The organism is Rothia nasimurium, from assembly GCF_035916755.1.
Classification (GTDB): domain Bacteria; phylum Actinomycetota; class Actinomycetes; order Actinomycetales; family Micrococcaceae; genus Rothia.
Genome location: NZ_JAYWIX010000002.1, coordinates 86,624 through 103,406 on the forward strand (window position 1 = coordinate 86,624; position 16,783 = coordinate 103,406).

A 16,783-nucleotide genomic window follows, 5' to 3' on the forward strand; every position below is an offset into this window, starting at 1 on the left:
GTTCAATATTCCCACATTTGTTTTTAACACGGGTGGGGGCCCCTTTATTTTCCCCCCCCCCACCACCGTTGTATATGTTCCTGTAGGGCCTACTTGTAGGAGCCCAGCAGCACCGCCGCGCCGCCGTCCACGCCCTTAGCGCCCTGTACGTAGTCGGGGTTGCTCTTGTGCTCGCCGGTGTCCTTCTGTACGGTACCCAGTACCCAGGAGGGCAGGCCGCGCTTATTCAGGCGCTCAACAGCTGCATCGGCGACAGAGGGGTCAACCACGGCAATCATGCCTACACCCAGGTTCAGGGTGCGTTCCAGGTCAGCCTGGGGAACAGAACCCAGCTCACCGATCAGCTTGAAGATAGCGGGAACCTCCCAGGTAGAACGCTCCACCACACCTACGGTGCCCACCGGCAGCACACGAGCCAGGTTAGCGGCCAGGCCGCCACCGGTTACATGTGAGAAGCCGCGCACACCCGAGCCGGTCTGGCCGTCCTCACCGTTAACCGGGAAAGCCTCAATCAGATCCAGGCAGTCAGCGGTGTAAATGCGGGTGGGCTCCAGCAGCTCCTCACCCAGGGTACGGCCCAGCTCAGCCACCTCACGCTCGTACTCCCAGCCAGCAACCGAAAGTACCTTACGCACCAGGGAGTAGCCGTTGGAGTGAATACCGCTGGAGGCCATAGCAATCAGCACATCGCCCTCACGCACGCGGTCGGGCCCCAGCAACTCGTCAGCCTCAACAATGCCGGTAGCGGCACCTGCCACGTCGTACTCGTCCTCAGCCAGCAGACCGGGGTGCTCAGCGGTTTCGCCACCTACCAGGGCGGTACCAGCCAGGGAACAGCCCTCAGCCACACCGCGCACAATATCGGCGATACGCTCGGGCACCACCTTGCCGGTGGCAATGTAGTCGGTCATAAAGAGCGGGCGGGCACCGGTCACAACGATATCGTCTACCACCATACCCACCAGGTCATGACCGATGGTGTGGTGAATATCGAGCTTCTGGGCAATGGCCACCTTGGTGCCCACACCATCGGTGGAGGTCGCCAGGTAGGGCTTGCGGTAATCCTTGAGCACAGACAGGTCAAAGAGGCCAGCAAAGCCACCCACACCGCCCACTACACCGGCCCCGTGAGTTGCCTTGACGGCGTCCTTCATCAGCTCAACAGCGCGGTCGCCCGCCTCAACATCTACACCAGCCGAAGCGTAGGTAACTGCGTTCTGGTTCTCGCTCATTTAGCGGGCCTCTCGGTCAGTGCCGGTAGAATCGGCAGGAATCGTATCTTGGGGAAGGACTAAATCTTCAAGGTCTGAATCGGGGCCAGGCTCACAAGAGCCGGTGCCCGATGACGCCGGGGTGCCATCAAACTTGTGCTCCAGCGCCTCGGTGCCGGGGCGGGTTTCGATAGACACCGCCTTGGCCTTAGAAGGCTTCTGGGCAACAGGACGCTCCACCGTCACCTCGGCCGCGGTACCGGCCAGCGGGCCCCCCTTGGAATCATCGAAGATGGACTTGCCACGGCGGTCTTCACTGGGCAGCTCGATGGGGTACTTACCGGTAAAGCAGGCGGTGCACAGGCGCTCGCGGGGCTGCTCGGTAGCGGCAATCATGCCGTCTTCTGAGATGAAGCCCAGGGAGTCAGCGCCCAGCGACTTACCGATCTCTTCAATGGTCAGCCCATTCGCGATCAGCTCGGAGCGCGAGGCAAAGTCAATACCGTAGAAGCAGGGCCACTTGACCGGCGGGGACGAAATCCGTACGTGTATCTCTTTCGCGCCTGCCTCTCGTAGCATGCGCACCAGGGCGCGCTGGGTGTTGCCGCGAACGATAGAATCATCAATCACGACCAGGCGTTTACCCTCGACTACGGAGCGTAGGGGGTTGAGTTTGAGCCTAATGCCCAGCTGGCGGATGGTTTGCGAAGGCTGAATGAATGTGCGGCCCACATAGGCGTTCTTCACCAGGCCGTTACCGAAAGGAATACCCGACTCTTCGGCGTAGCCAATAGCGGCCGGGGTGCCAGACTCAGGGGTGGGCATGACCAGGTCAGCTTCTACCTTGTGCTCGCGGGCCAGCTGACGCCCCATCTCAACACGGGACTCGTAGACACTACGACCCGAAATCGTGGTATCGGGTCGGGCCAGGTACACGTACTCAAAGACGCAACCTGCGGGCTTGGCTTCGGCGAAGCGCTGGGAGCGCAGACCGTCCTCGTCGATGGTGATGAACTCACCGGGCTCAACCTCGCGCACGAAGGACGCGCCGACGATGTCGAGAGCGGCGGTTTCTGAGGCGATGACCCAGCCGCGGTCAAGACGACCCAGTACCAGCGGACGCACGCCCTGGGGGTCACGCGCTGCGTAGAGGGTGTGCTCGTCCATGAAGACCAGGCAGAAAGCACCTGAGAGGGTGGGGAGTAGGTCGAGGGCGGCTTCTTCGAGGCTGTCGAAGTCGTGGTCCTTGAGTAGGGCCGTGACCAGGGCGGTGTCGGTGGTGTTGCCCTGGGCGAGCTCGCCGCGTTCGGGGCGCTTGCCGCCGTTCTTAGCCAGTAGACGGTCGTAGAGGTCAGCCGAGTTGACCAGGTTGCCGTTGTGGGCCAGCGCTAGTGTGCCGTGGGGGGTGTCGCCCAGGGTCGGCTGCGCGTTCTGCCAGATGTTGCCACCGGTGGTGGAGTAGCGGCAGTGACCAACCGCCATATGGCCGCTCATTGAGTTGAGGGTAGCCTCGTCAAATACCTGGGATACCAGGCCAATATCTTTGTAGACGTTCAGGTGTTTGCCGTCGCTGGTGGCTATACCGGCTGACTCCTGGCCACGGTGCTGCAGGGCGTAGAGGCCATAGTAGGTGAGCTTAGCGATATCTTCGCCGGGGGCCCATACGCCAAAGACGCCGCATTCGTCTTTAGGTCCGTGGTCAACGGGGTCAAGGTCGAAGGATAGTTTTCCGTCAGGACGAGCCAAGGTGGTTTTCCGTCTCTTCTTGTGGGGTGGTTATCTCGCCGTGCAGCGTGGGATGGCGCACGTGAGCGAGCGAACATTACAAGTGTACCTGCCCAAGTGCTCTACTGATAAGTAAAGCCCACCTGCATCACCTCTTCAGTGATCAGATGGGCCTACTTTTAGTCCTGGCTACTGACAGCCCGGTAGGTGGTGGTGCGCTTGGTGGAACGCCGGTCAAGAATCAGGGCTAGCACTATGGCAAGGGCGGTGCACAGGGCACCGAAAATGACCGCCATTACGCCAAAGACAGCGCCGAAAGTATAGTTGGGGTTCTCCGGGCCGAGGGCTGTGACCACAAACGCTACAATCAGGCCGATGAGCAGACCGGTGACAGCAAAAGCCGGCAGGGACGGGGCACGGCGCACAGTGAGGTTGGCGCGGTCAGGTGCGGACGCCGGCGCAAAATGCTGGCCGGGAGCCGCCTGCTTCTCAGCCTCGGTGAGAGGAGCAGCAGGTTTGGTGGGGCGACGGAATCTCGACAGGATGCTCATAACTACTAACCTTACCAAGGCTAGGTTTATAAATCGTCTGTGGTCTGTGCTAACTCTAAAGCATGGAGAGACGTATACCTTTGACTTTGTGTATAGGCGCTTCCGCGACCGTGACGCTCGTGTTTGATGGGATGGCTAAGGGTTCGGTGCTCACCATGGGGAGGTTTTTCGTTGGGCGATGAAAGGATAAAAACCTGATAACGGCCGCCATCCCAGCCAGCAGCTCGAGCAGCCATGATAGCGTTACCAAGTTTGCGTTCATTTCGGTTGTTGCTTGCCATGAGCTGTTCCGCGTGTTCTTCGGTCCACAGCACATCATCACGTTTAAATTTAATCCGGGCTATTTCAGGCTTAATCTCTTTTTCAGAGTAAAAGGCCATATAGTTGACGTCTTTGAAGGATCTTCCGGCCTGACACACGTAGATATGGTGGTCGCAGTAAAGAGGCCAGGCCTCTTTCCCCGCTACTACAACGGTGTCTTCTGAGCTTACGGGCTTTTCTGCGTAGATAGCATGCACTCTCGATACAGATCGCATCCAGCTCTCGAACTGTGGGTCAATGTACCCAGCTAACTTAAAGATTCTTGTAACTTCAAAGAGAATGTCCGTATTAAGCAGAGAATCGTGATGGGCGATTCTATTTCTAAATTTTCTTACAGCCTCTAGCTCGACAGCGACGGACTTGCGCTTCCCTTGGTACGCATGCGGAAATGCTTTATGCAGGCACTTTTTCCATAGCTCATCGTATTTGCTTCCCAGTAGCCCTGACCAGAAGCCAAAAGAAAGAGACGCTGAAATCTGGTCCCGGTTATTTTGATGTACTTCAGGGAGTCGGTTCCGCCCTGTTGCTATCATTTCAGCAATGTGATGACTGATGAGTGGCTGTGAAAAAATCCACGGGACGCTTGAGGGGCTCTGTTCGTGGTATTCCCTGAGCGCCTTATCTATGGAATTACGTACCCCTACTTCAAGGTAGGCAATCAGCTCAAAACAAGTGCTCGCCATGCGATGGATCCAGGCGTAAAGTTCCAATGCTTCGGGATCTGAAGCTGTTTGTGCTCTGTAAGGCGAGAGACGTGGTTCGGAGAGAAGCTCCAAAATTTTTGTAATGTCCATCTCATTTTTATCAGGCATGTGTTCATGCTAGCATGAGTGTGAACGCCCCGGTGTGGCCTCTGCCTTGAGTAAGCCCCCGGGGCTTTTATTTTTAAAGAAGTGGCAGATAGTCGCTGAGATCTGCCCGTAGCCCGGACGCCGAAATCGCGAGGGCGGCACTCTGCCAGCTGGCATAACCCAGCGCGATAGCGCACCAGGTCAGCGGGTCGGTTTCAACAACATTGGGCGGGGTGCCGCGGGTATGGCGCGGCCCGGCGATACACTGGGTCACCCCCAGAGGCGGCACTCGTACTTCCACAGAATTCCCCGGGGCAAGGGTCGCCAGCTCCTCGAGCAGAAAACGGACGGACGCCGCCCGCACCCCGCGGGGCAGGGCAGCGAAAGCCGCGGCGCGGGCGTCCTCGTTCTCTGCTCCCTCAAAAACCTGCCGTACCTGAACGACGGCGGCGAGGCCGTCCGCCTCGGTAATCTTGCGGCGAATCGCCATTAGAGGAGCCCCTCAAAGGCAGCGCCCGGCTTGATAGAACCCACGGGCTGACCGCCGCCGGTGATAGGGAAGGTGGTCCCGGCAACTGCCCGGTCAGCTACCTCAGCCTCTACAAAACCTGCCACCTGGAGTGCCCGCACCGCCGCCAGGGAAGCAGCCCGGTTTGAGCCATCGAGCATCTTCAGGGCCACCGACGCGCCAGACCGCAACCCGATAGCGAGCACGCCTTCGGCACCGCGCTTGACCACGGCATCGAGAGTTTCAGCCAGAACCGTATCGGAGCCGCCGGTGGCGTGGACGTACTCGGGGTAGTCCACCATAGCGGTGGCCACGGTGGCTGCACGGGCATCGGCTTTAATGTTCTCAACCGCCGCGCCCAGGGTTGAATAGGCTCGGGCAAGCCCTACCAGGGAGGTTGCAGCTACTGGAGCGCCGCAGCCATCGACGGTGACGTGCTGGGGAGTTTCGCCCGTGAACTCCTCGAGGGTCTGGAGTACCAGTTCCTGTAGCGGGTGGGAAGGGTCGGTATAGTTCTCGGTCGGCCACCCCGACTTCACGCAGCCCCAGAGAAAAGCAGCGTGCTTACCCGAACAGTTGAAAGCTAGGCGCTGCTTGTCATGACCAGCCCTCACCAGGGTGTGGTAACTGGGCTCATCAGCAGGCCAAGCAGGCGGGCAGAGCAGGGCATCAGCGGTCAGACCTGCCTCAGCCAGTACCGACTGGGCCACCTTCATATGCTCAAAAGAACCGGTATGGGAACCGGCAGCCAGGGCAATTTGGGCCCCCTGGAGCTCAGCGCCCGCGTTCATCGACGCGATAGCCTGCAGGGGCTTGAGCGCTGAACGGGCATAGACCAGAGCCTCGGGGGCTCCCAGGCTTAGGGCGGTAGAACCGTCGGGCGCCAGCACAACCAGCGACCCCACATGGCGGGACTCGATAAAGTCACCACGGGTGACGACGGCCAGCTCTGCTGCCTGCTGCGCGGTAAAAGTCTGCATGACCACCAGTCTACTGGGTAGCCCTGGCCGCTGAAACGAGCGATGCCCGCACTTATTCTGATTTATCCGCAACTAGTTGCGGGTTTTTCAGAATAAGTGCGGGCATCAGCTGACTGGCCTTGCGAGATTAGCCGGGTGCGGCGTCCTCGCTACTGCTCCTTCTGCTGTTCAGAAAGGGCCTTGAGCGCCTCGCGGGCCGCGCGGGCAGCTCTCTGAGCCTCAACCTGGGCCTCGTCTGCCGCTGCTAGAGCCTGGTCGGCAGCAACCACAGCTGCCTGGGCCAGGGCACGCGTGGACTCCACCGCCACCACCTGGGTGGGGTTCACCGGACGCTCCGGAGCGGACGCCGGCTGCTGGGCGGGCGCCAGAGCGGACGCCGGTTCCTCAGCGGGTACTGCTGGGGTAGGTGCCTGCGTCGCAGCTACTGCCGGGGCCGCCTCTTCCTTCTGGGTCTGAACTTCGAGCTTGGTTCCCTCAACGTCCAGGTCGGGGAGTAGGCGGTCGAGCCAGGCTGGCAGCCACCAGGCCTTTTCACCCAACAGGTGCATGAGTGCCGGAATCAGGGTCATGCGAACCACGAAGGCATCGAGCAGAACACCGACCGCCAGAATGAAGCCGATAGAGGCAATCATGGGGTCACCCGAGAAAACAAAGCCGATAAAGACACCGGCCATAATCAGGGCAGCTGCGGTGACCACGCGGGCGCCGTGGTTGTAGCCCACCACAACCGAGGTCTTAGCCCCGCGACCGTGAGAGTAGGCCTCTTGCATGCCGGATACCAGGAAGAGCTGGTAGTCCATGGCCAGGCCGAAGAGAATACCCACCGCCAGAATCGGCAGGAAGGCAAGCAGCGGGCCGGGGGTTGAGACGTTGAAGAGCTCAGCAGCCCAGCCCCACTGGAACACTGCCGTGGTAGCGCCGAGGGCTGCCAACAGCGAGAAGAGGAAGCCCAGGGTCGCGGTCACCGGCACCAGAATGGAGCGGAAAACAAGAATCAGAACCAGCAGCGACAGACCCATGACCAGCGCAACATACACCGGCAGAACCTCAGCCAGGTTCTGGGCGATGTCAACAGACATCGCGGTCTGACCGGTAACGCCGAAGGTCACCTCACCGTTCTCGGTTGAGACGGTCATATCACGCAGGGCGTGCACCAGGTCAGTGGTTGACTCGGCGTTGGGGCCTTCATCGGGAATTATCTGGTAGAGCAGGGCGGAGTTGTCGTCAGAGATCATGGCGGGAATAACCGCTGAAACGTCACTCTGATCCAGAAGATCCTGACCCACCTCAACCTGCAGAGCCTTAGCCTGTTCCTCGGTGGTGCCCTCGGGCAGGCGGGCTGCCACCACGATGGGGCCGTTCTGACCCTCACCAAACTTGTCGGCAACGGTGGTGTACGAGATATAGGCAGCTGAATCAGTTGCCTGAGAGTCGCCAGCAGGCAGACCCAGACGCATATCGGTCACAGGCAGAGCCACAGCACCCAATGCAAGCACTACAGCGGCAACGGTAGCAACCGGCTTCTTGAGCACCAGACCAATCCAACCGCGGCGGGCCTCTTCATGGTCAGCCGCCGCCCGCTTAGCTTCTGCTCGAATGGAAGCCGCCTGGGCGTCGTCCCCGCTGGCAGCCTGCGCACCCGCCGCAATTTTCGCCCGCTGCTTTTTGCTCAGGATGCGCTCGCCCAGCAGGGACATCACAGCGGGGGAGAGGGTGGTGGCTACCGCCACGGCAACAGCAACCGCGAAGGCACCGGCGTTACCCATCACGCCCAGGAAGGGAATACCCACAACGTTTAGACCCAGCAGGGCGATGATAACGGTGGCGCCGGCGAAGAAGACCGCGCCGCCGGAGGTGCCGGTGGCCAGGGCAATGGATTCCTTCACGCCCATGCCCTTAGCGAGGTTGGTGCGGTGGCGGTTCAGAATGAAGAGGGTGTAGTCGATACCCACAGCCAGACCCAGCATGGTGCCCAGGGTGGGGGTAGTTGAGGTCATCTCAACGAGGCCAGACAGCGAAAGAACGGCCAAAGCAGAGGTACCCACTCCGATAACCGCCATAATAATCGGCAGGCCAGCAGCTACCAGGGTGCCAAGCATCAGAAGCAGAACGATAAAGGCAATGCCGATACCGATAATCTCGGCGGTTGCATTCATGTGGGGCTCAACGCCCTGCATGTACTGGTCGTAGGTGACGGTCAGGCCGCTATCTGCCAGCACATCAAGCTTCTGCTGGGTTTCTTCGAGAGTTTCTACCGGGATAGAACCGGTTTCAGCATCGAAGGTAACGGAGATAATAGCCGTGGAGTTATCCTCAGAAATCGCCACACCGCTCTGTGACATCTCGAGCAGGGAAGCGTTCTGCTCAAGGGTGCTCTTGCCGCTTTCTACCTGGGAGCGGGAGTCTTCGAGCTGGGCAAGACCGGCTTCATAGTCGGCTCGACCCTGATCAAGCTGGGCCTGGGCCTCTTCCAGCTGGGTGCGGCCCTGGTTGAGCTGCTCAGCGGTAGCGTCCAGTTGAGCCCGCTGGGCATCAAGCTGGGCCTGCTGGCCGTTGAGCTCACCAAAAGCCTCCGGCGGAGCACCCTCATCCTCAAGGCGGCTACGGGTCTCGTTCAGCTGATTCTGGGCGTCCTCAAGCTGGGCGTAGCCCTCATCGAGCTGCTGCTGAGCTGAATCCAGCTCGGCACGGCGAGCATCAAGCTCAGCCTGCCCCGAATCCAACTGAGCCTTAGCGGCATCAAGCTGGGCCTGGCCGTCCGCAAGCTGCTGTTCACCGTTAGCCAGCTCAGCCTGCCCAGCATCCAGCTGGGCCTGGCCGTCCGCAAGCTGCTGAGCCATAGCAAAGGGGTCGTTGACGGTATCAACACCCTCAACACCCTCAGCCTCAGTGGCGGCGCTGGCGACGGCAGCTTTTTGCTCATCGGTGAAGGTAGAGCCATCTTCGGTCTGCACAATAGCAGAGCCGGTACCCGCATTGAGATTCAGGTTGAAGGTATCGGTCAGCTCTTCCTGAACCAGCTGCGCCTCGGTGCCAGGAATAGTGATGGAATCGGTCAAATCGCCCTTAAAAGAGGCATAGGCACCGCCAGCTAAAGCAATCACCAGTGCCCAGACGCCGATAACGGCCCAGGCGCGGCGAGCTGCAAAGCTACCGACCTTGTAGAGGAACTCAGACATGGCCTGTCGGTTTCCCTTTCGTGTGGTTGTGTTTTCTCTTAAACGGTCTGGTGGGAGGTAACGCTGCCGTCAGCGGCAAATACCGGGGTTCCGGCTGCTACCTGGTTGATGGACGTATGAATATGTGGCACGAACATGTGGGGTTCGATCACCAGTTGCCCTTTTGCCCCGTCAGAGATGTTCTTGTCTAGCTCTTGGGCGAACCGAATAAAGGCAAAGACATAACCCATGAGCAGGTTGTAAGCGAAAAGGCCAAGGGCTAGTGACTGGTCGAGAGACAGGTCGGGGTAGAGCTGGTCAATTTCACTACAGAGGGCGTTGCAGATATCACCCAGGGTGAGGGTGACTTCGCGGGCTACCAGGTCAAATTCTTCTTCGATAAGTGCGGCCCCCAAGGTGATAAAGCGAGCGAGGTCCTGTTGCACCTTTTCGGTTTCAACCGCATCATGGAAGTGTTGCACCAGGGCCTGTGGGAGGTCTTCGATAGCAAGATCTCTGGGGAAGGGGGGCTCGTCGATGCAGGGTTCTAGGTGGGTTGAGAGCTGGTAGGTGAGGGCGTCCTCAAGTTTTTTGAAGTGGTTGAAGACGGTGCGTTCTGAGACCCCTGCTTGTTCTGCTAGGGCTGAGGCAGTTAGGCCTGCTCGTCCGGTGGTGAGCACAAGGTGTTCAGCGGCTGCGGCGATTTTTAGTTTGGACGCCGTCGAGCGAGCTCTGCGCCGGTCGAGGGGAGGGGTGTGTTTCAGCATGTATTTACAGTAACTGCAATATTGCAGGAACTGCAAATAGTTGGAGTGTGGGGTTGGGCACGAGCGAGTGTTGGGCGCGGCTGGCGCAAGTCTTCCGCATTTATTCTGATTTACCCGCAACTAGTTGCGGGTAAATCAGAATAAATGCGGGAGGTGGTGAGTGTGTGAGTCGAGCGGTTTCAACTGTGACCTTCTGTTGCAATTTTTTCCACAGGTTTGATGCATGCCCTGACAAAGTGGAACTGAAGTTATCCACAGGTTTGAAAATAGTGCTTGAGTGCTCACTGCTGCTCTGCGACAGTAGTCCCATGCACGAGAGAATTGAACGCGTTGCCGCCACAGTGAAAACATCTCAGCAGCTCAACCTTGAAGGGGTCAGCAAAAACCTCATCGGCGCCATGCACCGGCGGGGTGAACTCATTAGGCTGACGCGGGGTGTCTATGTTTCAGCTGCAGAAGGCCGGCAGTTCACGCCCGAAGAGCGGTGTATCGCTGTGACGATAGCGCTCGCGATGTCTCATCGGCAGGCGGTACTCAGTCACGCATCTGCTGCGCTGATGTGGGGTGCTCCGCTCTTCGGGCTGCCTGCCAAGGTTGAGCTGTCCCTTCCCCGTTCTAACCATCGGTGCCATAGCCAGGCTAGGTACCATAGTACCCGGTCGGACGCGTGCGAGCTGGCTCGTACGGTAGCTGGTTTTTCGGTCACAGACCCGTTAACGACGATTCTTGATTGTGCCCGAACTTTACCTGCGGTTCAGGCTTTGGCGATTGCAGATTATTTTCTGCACCGAGCTCATGCGAGTTACCGCGATGTGCACACTCGGCTTATAGAAGCTAGCGGCTACGGGACGGGTAGCTTTTCTCTCATTGCTGAGGCCATGAGTGCTTTGACCGAGTCGCCTCTTGAATCGCTGGCGATGTTTAGAATTGTGCAGTCAAAGCTTGAACGCCCTCGTCAGCAGCTAGAAATTTGGACTCACGACGGCCGGGTGCACCGCTCAGATTTTGCCTGGGAAGCACTGAAACTCTTGTTGGAGGTCGACGGCCTGCATAAGTACTACGGTGCCTACCGCCCGGCCGAGGAGCAGCTTCGTCGGGACGCCCTGCGGCAGCGTTCGCTTGAACTGATGGGGTGGACGGTCGTTCGGGCCACCTGGGATGACCTGATGAATAGACCGCAGACAGTTATTCAACGACTCATGCGTGCCGGGGTGAAGAAAATGGAGCAGTGACTCACAGTTCTCCCCGCACTTATTCTGAAAACCCCGCAACTAGTTGCGGGTAAATCAGAATAAATGCGGTAAGTAGATGGGGGCGGACGCCGCTACGCACCTACCAGCCCCGAGCGGACGTGCCGGGGCGGGCGTCCGCAAAAATCTATCGGTAAAAACCGCCCAAACTGCGGTAAAAACTTCATCAAATTGTGACCTTGCCGGTAGCCTAAAAGAATGAAGGTTTTGGTACTGGGCCCCGGCGGTCGTGAACACGCAATTATTCGAGCACTCCTGAAAGATTCAGCCGTTACCGAGGTGCACTCAGCCCCCGGCAACGCGGGCATCGCCCAAGACGTGCCCGTGCACGCTATTGATGCAAATAACCCCGAGGCAGCCCTTGCCCTAGCCACCGAACTGGCTGCTGACCTGGTCGTCATTGGCCCCGAAGCGCCCCTGGTTGCAGGCGTCTCAGATACCCTGCGCGATGCTGGCTTCCCCGTCTTTGGCCCCTCCAAGCCTGCTGCCCTGCTCGAGGGCTCCAAGGCTTTCGCCAAGGAAGTCATGGCCAGCGCCAATGTACCCACCGCTATGGCTAAGGTCGCCACCAACCGCGAAGAAGCAGAAACCGCTCTCGCTATCTTTGGTGCCCCATACGTTGTTAAAGATGACGGCCTAGCAGCAGGTAAGGGCGTCGTTGTCACCGAAGACTTCGATGCTGCCCTAGCCCACGCTGAATCCTGCTTTGCAGCTGGCGGTAGCGTCGTCATTGAAGAGTACCTCGACGGCCCCGAAGTCTCCCTCTTCGTCATCTCAGACGGCAGCATCTGCCTGCCCCTCTCACCTGCCCAGGACTTCAAGCGTATTTTCGATAACGACGAGGGCCCCAACACCGGTGGTATGGGTGCCTACACCCCCCTGCCCTGGCTACCCGAAGGTTTTGTCGAAGAAGTCATTGAGCGCGTCGCCCAACCCACCGTTGATGAAATGGCCCGCCGCGGCACCCCCTTTGTGGGTGTGCTCTACTGCGGTCTGGCAGTTACCTCTCGCGGTATCCGCGTGATCGAATTCAACGCCCGCTTTGGCGACCCCGAAACCCAGGCAGTGCTGGCCCGCCTGCGCACCCCGCTGGGTGGTGTCCTTCTGGCAGCGGCCAAGGGCGAGCTGCCCGCCGACCTTGCTCTCGACTGGGACCCCCGCACCGCCGTTGACGTGGTCATGGCAGCAGAGAACTACCCCGATACTCCCCGCAAGGGAGATACCATCACCGGCCTGGACGCCGCCAACCAGCGCGAAAACGTGCACGTTGACCATGCAGGTACCGCCCTCGATGGTGAAGAGATTGTCACCGCCGGTGGCCGTGTGCTGGCTGTCGTCGCCCTGGGCGAGAACCTCACCGAAGCCCGCGAGGCTGCCTACGCCGGTGTGCGCGACATTGCCTGGAAGGGCGCCCAGTACCGTTCAGACATTGCGTTCGCTGCCGCCGAGAATCGTATTCAGATTCCCGCCCAGAACTAACCTCCCCGTGACTGCCCACCGTACCCCGCGTGGGCAGTCACTTTTATCATTACCCCACACCCCACCTGCACACCCCCCAGGAGAAGAGCATGAGCCATACCCCCGTAGACATTCCCGGCTGGAAGCACGTGTATTCCGGCAAGGTCCGTGACCTCTACATCCCCGATGAGGATACCCAGGACGTTACCGGCCTGAACGTGAAGGACGACGCCGAACTGCGTGCCGGTTCTGTGATGGTGGTTGCCACCGACCGTATCAGCGCCTTTGACCAGGTGCTTCCCACCGAGATTCCCGATAAGGGCAAGATTCTGACCCAGATGTCCCTCTGGTGGTTTGAGCAGCTCAAGGGTGTGCCCAACCATGTGCTGTCTACCGACGTGCCCGAGGTGGTGGCAGGCCGCGCCATGATCTGTAAGTCTCTGAATATGTTCCCGGTTGAGTGCATCGTGCGCGGCTACCTGACCGGCTCGGGCCTGGCTTCTTACCGCAAGACTGGCAAGGTCAATGAGTTTGAACTGCCCGCTGGCCTGGTGGATGGCTCCCGCCTGGAGCCTGCCCTCTTCACTCCCACCGGCAAGGCAGAGGTGGGGGAGCACGACGAGCCCATCACTCGTGAAGAGCTCGACGCTGAGGTGGGGGAGGCTATCGCCGACCGCCTGCAGGAACTGACCCTCTACGTCTACGAAACCGCCGAGAAGATTGCCCGTGAGCGCGGTATCATTCTGGCTGACACCAAGATTGAGTTCGGCACCGACTCCTACCGCGGTGAGATCACCCTGGGTGATGAGGTGCTGACCCCCGATTCATCGCGTTTCTGGGATGCCAACGACTACGAGCCTGGCCGTGCCCAGGCGTCCTTTGATAAGCAGTACGTGCGCGACTGGCTCAAGAGCGAAGAGTCGGGCTGGGACGGCACCGGCCCCGTGCCCGAGCTTCCCGCCGAGGTCGTGGAGAAGACCCGTGCCCGCTATGTTGAGGCCTACGAGCGTTTGACCGGGCAGAAGTTCGGGGCTTAGACCTGCGTATCGCGTACCTTCTGGTGGTACTCGTAGTGGGCGGCCCCGATTTCTGAGAGGGCGTAGAACCAACGAATGTGCTCAGCGACTGTTCGCTGGGCACGTTCTGCATCTCCGGCAATAACCGCCGCGTAGATGGCCCGGTGCTGGTCCTGTAGTTCCCGTTTAGTTGCTTCCCAGTCGTCGAGGTAGGGCACGGCCTCCTGCACGTAGCCCACGGTGGCTAGGTGTAGGGAGTCAATGACGGTGTCCATGACGATATTGCCACCGAGGGAGGAAATTTCGTAGTGGAAGCGGGTGTCGCAGAAGTGGAAGCGGTCATCGCTGATATCTGCGTGGTCCATTTCTTCAAGGTACTGCCGGGCGGTTGCTAGGGACGCGGCGTGTTCGGGCTGGTGGGCTACATCGGCGGCGCGGGCGGCGGCTTCGCCTTCGAGCAGGACGCGGGTGCTCACGATATCTGCGACCGGCAGGGTGCGGGTGGCGATGTGCATGCGCAGGGCCCAGCCGAGGGCGTCGGAGGGTTCAGAGACCACGACAGCGCCGGCCTTGGGGCCTGAGCCCACACCTGACCGAATGAGCCCTACCGCGGAGAGAATGCGCAGGGCTTCGCGCACCGAGGCCCGTGAGATGCCGTATTCCTCTGCCAGGGAGCGCTCACCGGGCAGGCGGTCGCCGACGCGCAGCTGGCCGTGGCGCAACCGGTGTTCGATGGACTCGAGCAGGGCGGTGTAGGTGGGCTCTTTTTCTTTCACGCGCTGTCTTTCAGGTGGGGTAGGTACATAGACAAGGTATAGGTAAGGGCGGTGCAGTTCCACCGTGTGTTACGTGGGACTGCACCGCCCTTTGTGTGCCTAGCTCATAGGTGTGAACCTGTGATTAGTGACCGGTGAGGTAGGGCTCAACCAGCAGACCGGAGAGAACGGTTGCCTGGAGTAGGACCAGGGCACAGACGGCCAGCAGCAGGATGAAGGACCAGCCGAGAACTGCCTTGAAGATTTCGGACTCCTTGCCTTCCATGTTGACCGAGGTGGCCGCAATGGCGAGGGACTGGGGTGAAATCATCTTGCCAACTACACCACCGGTGGTGTTAGCTGCCAGCATGAGTTCGGGGTGGGCACCGGTCATGCCGCCTTCTTGCAGGTGCTCAGCGGCGGTGACCTGGAGCTTGGAGAAGAGGGCGTTGGCTGAGGTGTCGGAGCCGGTGACGGCGGTGCCGACCCAGCCGAGGACGGGTGCCAGGAAGGCGTAGGCTACGCCGAGGGAGGCGACGTATTCACCGATGGCAACGGTCTGGCCGGAGTAGTTCATGACGAAGGCCAGGGCCAGAACCAGGGCGATAGTGGCGGCTGACCAGCGCATCTTGTAGGCTACGGCGCCGATTTCCTTGAAGGCGTCGGCGATGGAGAGCTTGTACTTGCCGTTTTCGTTGAAGATGGCGTAGAGGATGGTGACCAGGATGCCGGAGATCAGCAGGTAGGTGCCGGGGTTGTTGAGCCAGGACCAGACGTAGACGGTATTGACGGGGTCGCCGGAGGCGGTCAGCAGGCGCTCGGAGAGCAGGGGCATCTTGAACTCACGGGCGGTCTCCTTCATCCAGTTGACCAGCGGGGTGTAGAGGTTTGCGACACCGAAGATGATGACAACGACCAGGTAGGGCATGAGGGCCATCCAGATGCGGCGGCCGGGCAGGTGCTCAACTGCGAGGGGGGCAGTGATGCCGTAGCGTTCGCGCACGCCTTCAACGCCGCGGGGCTTGACGAAGCGCAGGAAGACAACGGCTGCTGCGATGGAGACGATGCAGGCTACGACGTCGGTGAGCTGGTAGACGAAGTAGGTTGCTGCCCACCACTGGGCGATAGAGAAGGAGGCGCCGATGACGGCTGCGTGCATCCAGGCGTCCTTGAGGCCCTTTACGCCGTCGAGGATCCAGAGCAGGATGAAGGGCACGAAGAAGGCGATGAAGGGGGCCTGGTGGCCAACGAGGGCTGCGATGACGGTTGCGTCCTTGCCGCCGACTTCACCGGCGGTGGTGATGGGGATAGCAACGGCACCGAAGGCTACGGGTGCGGTGTTGGCGATGAGGACGGTGGTGGCTGCCTTGAGGGGCTTGACGCCGAGGGCCAGAATCATGGTTGCGGTAATAGCAACGGGGGCACCGAATCCTGCGAGTGCTTCGAGCAGGCCGCCGAAGCAGAAGGCGATGAGGATGGCCTGAATGCGCAGGTCGCCGCCGCCGATGAGGTCGAAGGTGCGGCGCAGGTCTTCAAAGCGGCCGGAGAGTACGGTGACCTGGTAGAACCAGATGGCCATGAGGATAACCCAGACGATGGGGAAGAGGCCGTAGATGCCGCCGCGGAAGGCAGACATACCGGCGAGATCCCAGGGCATGCCGAAGCCGAAGATGGCAACGAGCAAGGCGACCAGCAGGGAGACCAGGCCGGCGACGTGGGCGCGGGCCTTGAGGCCGAGCAGCATGATAAAGAATGCCAACAGCGGCAGGGTGGAGACCAGGGCGCTGAGCGCGAGGCTTCCTCCTACGGCGTCGGTTACAGCGGTATAGGTATTTTCCACCGTATTCTCCTTAGTGATGTGTGGTATGGCTCAGCGTCACATCTGTGGGGCGCTGAGCCAAAAAATATGAGGCCTAACCTCCTGTGGTCAGACCATTGTTTTTCGAGGTCTACGTTACATGAGGCAGTTCACTTTCGCCAAGTTGTGGCCGCATCTATTTGCGGTATTTTTTTCGCCCCTGTGGTTTTGTGGGTTTTCGGGGGTTTTGGGTGCGCTCTTGTGTTGGTATGCGCCTGTTTGTATGGTTCTTGGGGTGCGCGGACGCCCGTGGCGGGGGAGCCGGGTTCTTTCAGCTTCCTTTATGTGGTCAGACCGTTAGTTTATTTGCATAAGAAAATATGCCCTATTTAAAGTATCGAAACACCGACCCCATCGTGTTAAATGAGGGAGTAGGAAAAGAATCTAACAGGCACCCTGCCTGCCCTTCCTCTCCCACCCGGCCACCGGCGTCC

General features: G+C 59.9%; 13 protein-coding genes. 3 read left to right on the forward strand and 10 right to left on the reverse strand.

From position 1 onward, the window contains the following. Positions 1–89: 89 nt before the first annotated feature. The 8 genes from purM to VSX42_RS02215 all read right to left on the reverse strand — a co-directional run bounded on the left by purM (position 90) and on the right by VSX42_RS02215 (position 10,012). Positions 90–1,232: a phosphoribosylformylglycinamidine cyclo-ligase gene (gene purM, locus VSX42_RS02180; protein WP_326502764.1), complete on the reverse strand. Its 1,143-nt coding sequence runs from the start codon at positions 1,230–1,232 to the stop codon at positions 90–92. Further along, positions 1,233–2,957 (reverse strand): amidophosphoribosyltransferase, encoded by a 1,725-nt coding sequence (purF, locus tag VSX42_RS02185; RefSeq protein ID WP_326502765.1) that lies wholly within the window; start codon positions 2,955–2,957, stop codon positions 1,233–1,235. 158 nt (positions 2,958–3,115) lie between these two features. Then, positions 3,116–3,487, reverse strand: coding sequence for a hypothetical protein (locus tag VSX42_RS02190; RefSeq protein ID WP_326502766.1), 372 nt, complete (start codon positions 3,485–3,487; stop codon positions 3,116–3,118). A 26-nt stretch (positions 3,488–3,513) separates the two neighbouring features. Next, positions 3,514–4,620 (reverse strand): hypothetical protein, encoded by a 1,107-nt coding sequence (locus VSX42_RS02195; protein ID WP_326502767.1) that lies wholly within the window; start codon positions 4,618–4,620, stop codon positions 3,514–3,516. 73 nt (positions 4,621–4,693) lie between these two features. Further along, positions 4,694–5,089, reverse strand: coding sequence for a sterol carrier family protein (locus tag VSX42_RS02200; protein WP_326502768.1), 396 nt, complete (start codon positions 5,087–5,089; stop codon positions 4,694–4,696). Further along, entirely contained in the window at positions 5,089–6,087 is a 999-nt protein-coding gene (locus VSX42_RS02205; RefSeq protein ID WP_326502769.1) for an asparaginase, read from the reverse strand. Before VSX42_RS02205 ends, VSX42_RS02200 begins: the two co-directional genes overlap by 1 nt. Before the next feature lie 149 nt (positions 6,088–6,236). After that, positions 6,237–9,266 carry an MMPL family transporter gene (locus tag VSX42_RS02210; RefSeq protein WP_326502770.1) on the reverse strand — a complete coding sequence of 1,010 codons (3,030 nt, stop codon included), beginning with the start codon at positions 9,264–9,266 and terminating at the stop codon, positions 6,237–6,239. Positions 9,267–9,304: 38 nt separating this feature from the next. After that, positions 9,305–10,012, reverse strand: a complete 708-nt coding sequence (locus VSX42_RS02215; protein WP_326502771.1) for a TetR/AcrR family transcriptional regulator — start codon at positions 10,010–10,012, stop codon at positions 9,305–9,307. Positions 10,013–10,890: 878 nt separating this feature from the next. On the opposite strand from VSX42_RS02215, the gene VSX42_RS02220 reads away from it, so the two are divergent. From VSX42_RS02220 to VSX42_RS02230, 3 genes are all read left to right on the forward strand, one after another. Then, on the forward strand, positions 10,891–11,244 hold the full coding sequence (locus VSX42_RS02220) for an endonuclease domain-containing protein (RefSeq protein WP_326502772.1): 354 nt from the start codon (positions 10,891–10,893) through the stop codon (positions 11,242–11,244). Positions 11,245–11,460: 216 nt separating this feature from the next. Further along, entirely contained in the window at positions 11,461–12,741 is a 1,281-nt protein-coding gene (gene purD, locus VSX42_RS02225) for a phosphoribosylamine--glycine ligase (protein ID WP_326502773.1), read from the forward strand. Between the two features lie 89 nt (positions 12,742–12,830). Next, the gene (locus tag VSX42_RS02230) at positions 12,831–13,757 is read left to right on the forward strand and encodes a phosphoribosylaminoimidazolesuccinocarboxamide synthase (RefSeq protein ID WP_326502774.1); all 927 of its coding nucleotides are present in this window, start codon (positions 12,831–12,833) and stop codon (positions 13,755–13,757) included. Here the strand turns inward: VSX42_RS02230 and VSX42_RS02235 are convergent. Then, the gene (locus tag VSX42_RS02235) at positions 13,754–14,512 is read right to left on the reverse strand and encodes a FadR/GntR family transcriptional regulator (protein ID WP_326502775.1); all 759 of its coding nucleotides are present in this window, start codon (positions 14,510–14,512) and stop codon (positions 13,754–13,756) included. The genes VSX42_RS02230 and VSX42_RS02235 overlap by 4 nt on opposite strands. A 124-nt stretch (positions 14,513–14,636) precedes the next feature. After that, complete coding sequence (locus tag VSX42_RS02240; protein ID WP_326502776.1) at positions 14,637–16,331, reverse strand: L-lactate permease; 1,695 nt, start codon at positions 16,329–16,331, stop codon at positions 14,637–14,639. Between the last annotated feature and the right edge of the window lie 452 nt (positions 16,332–16,783).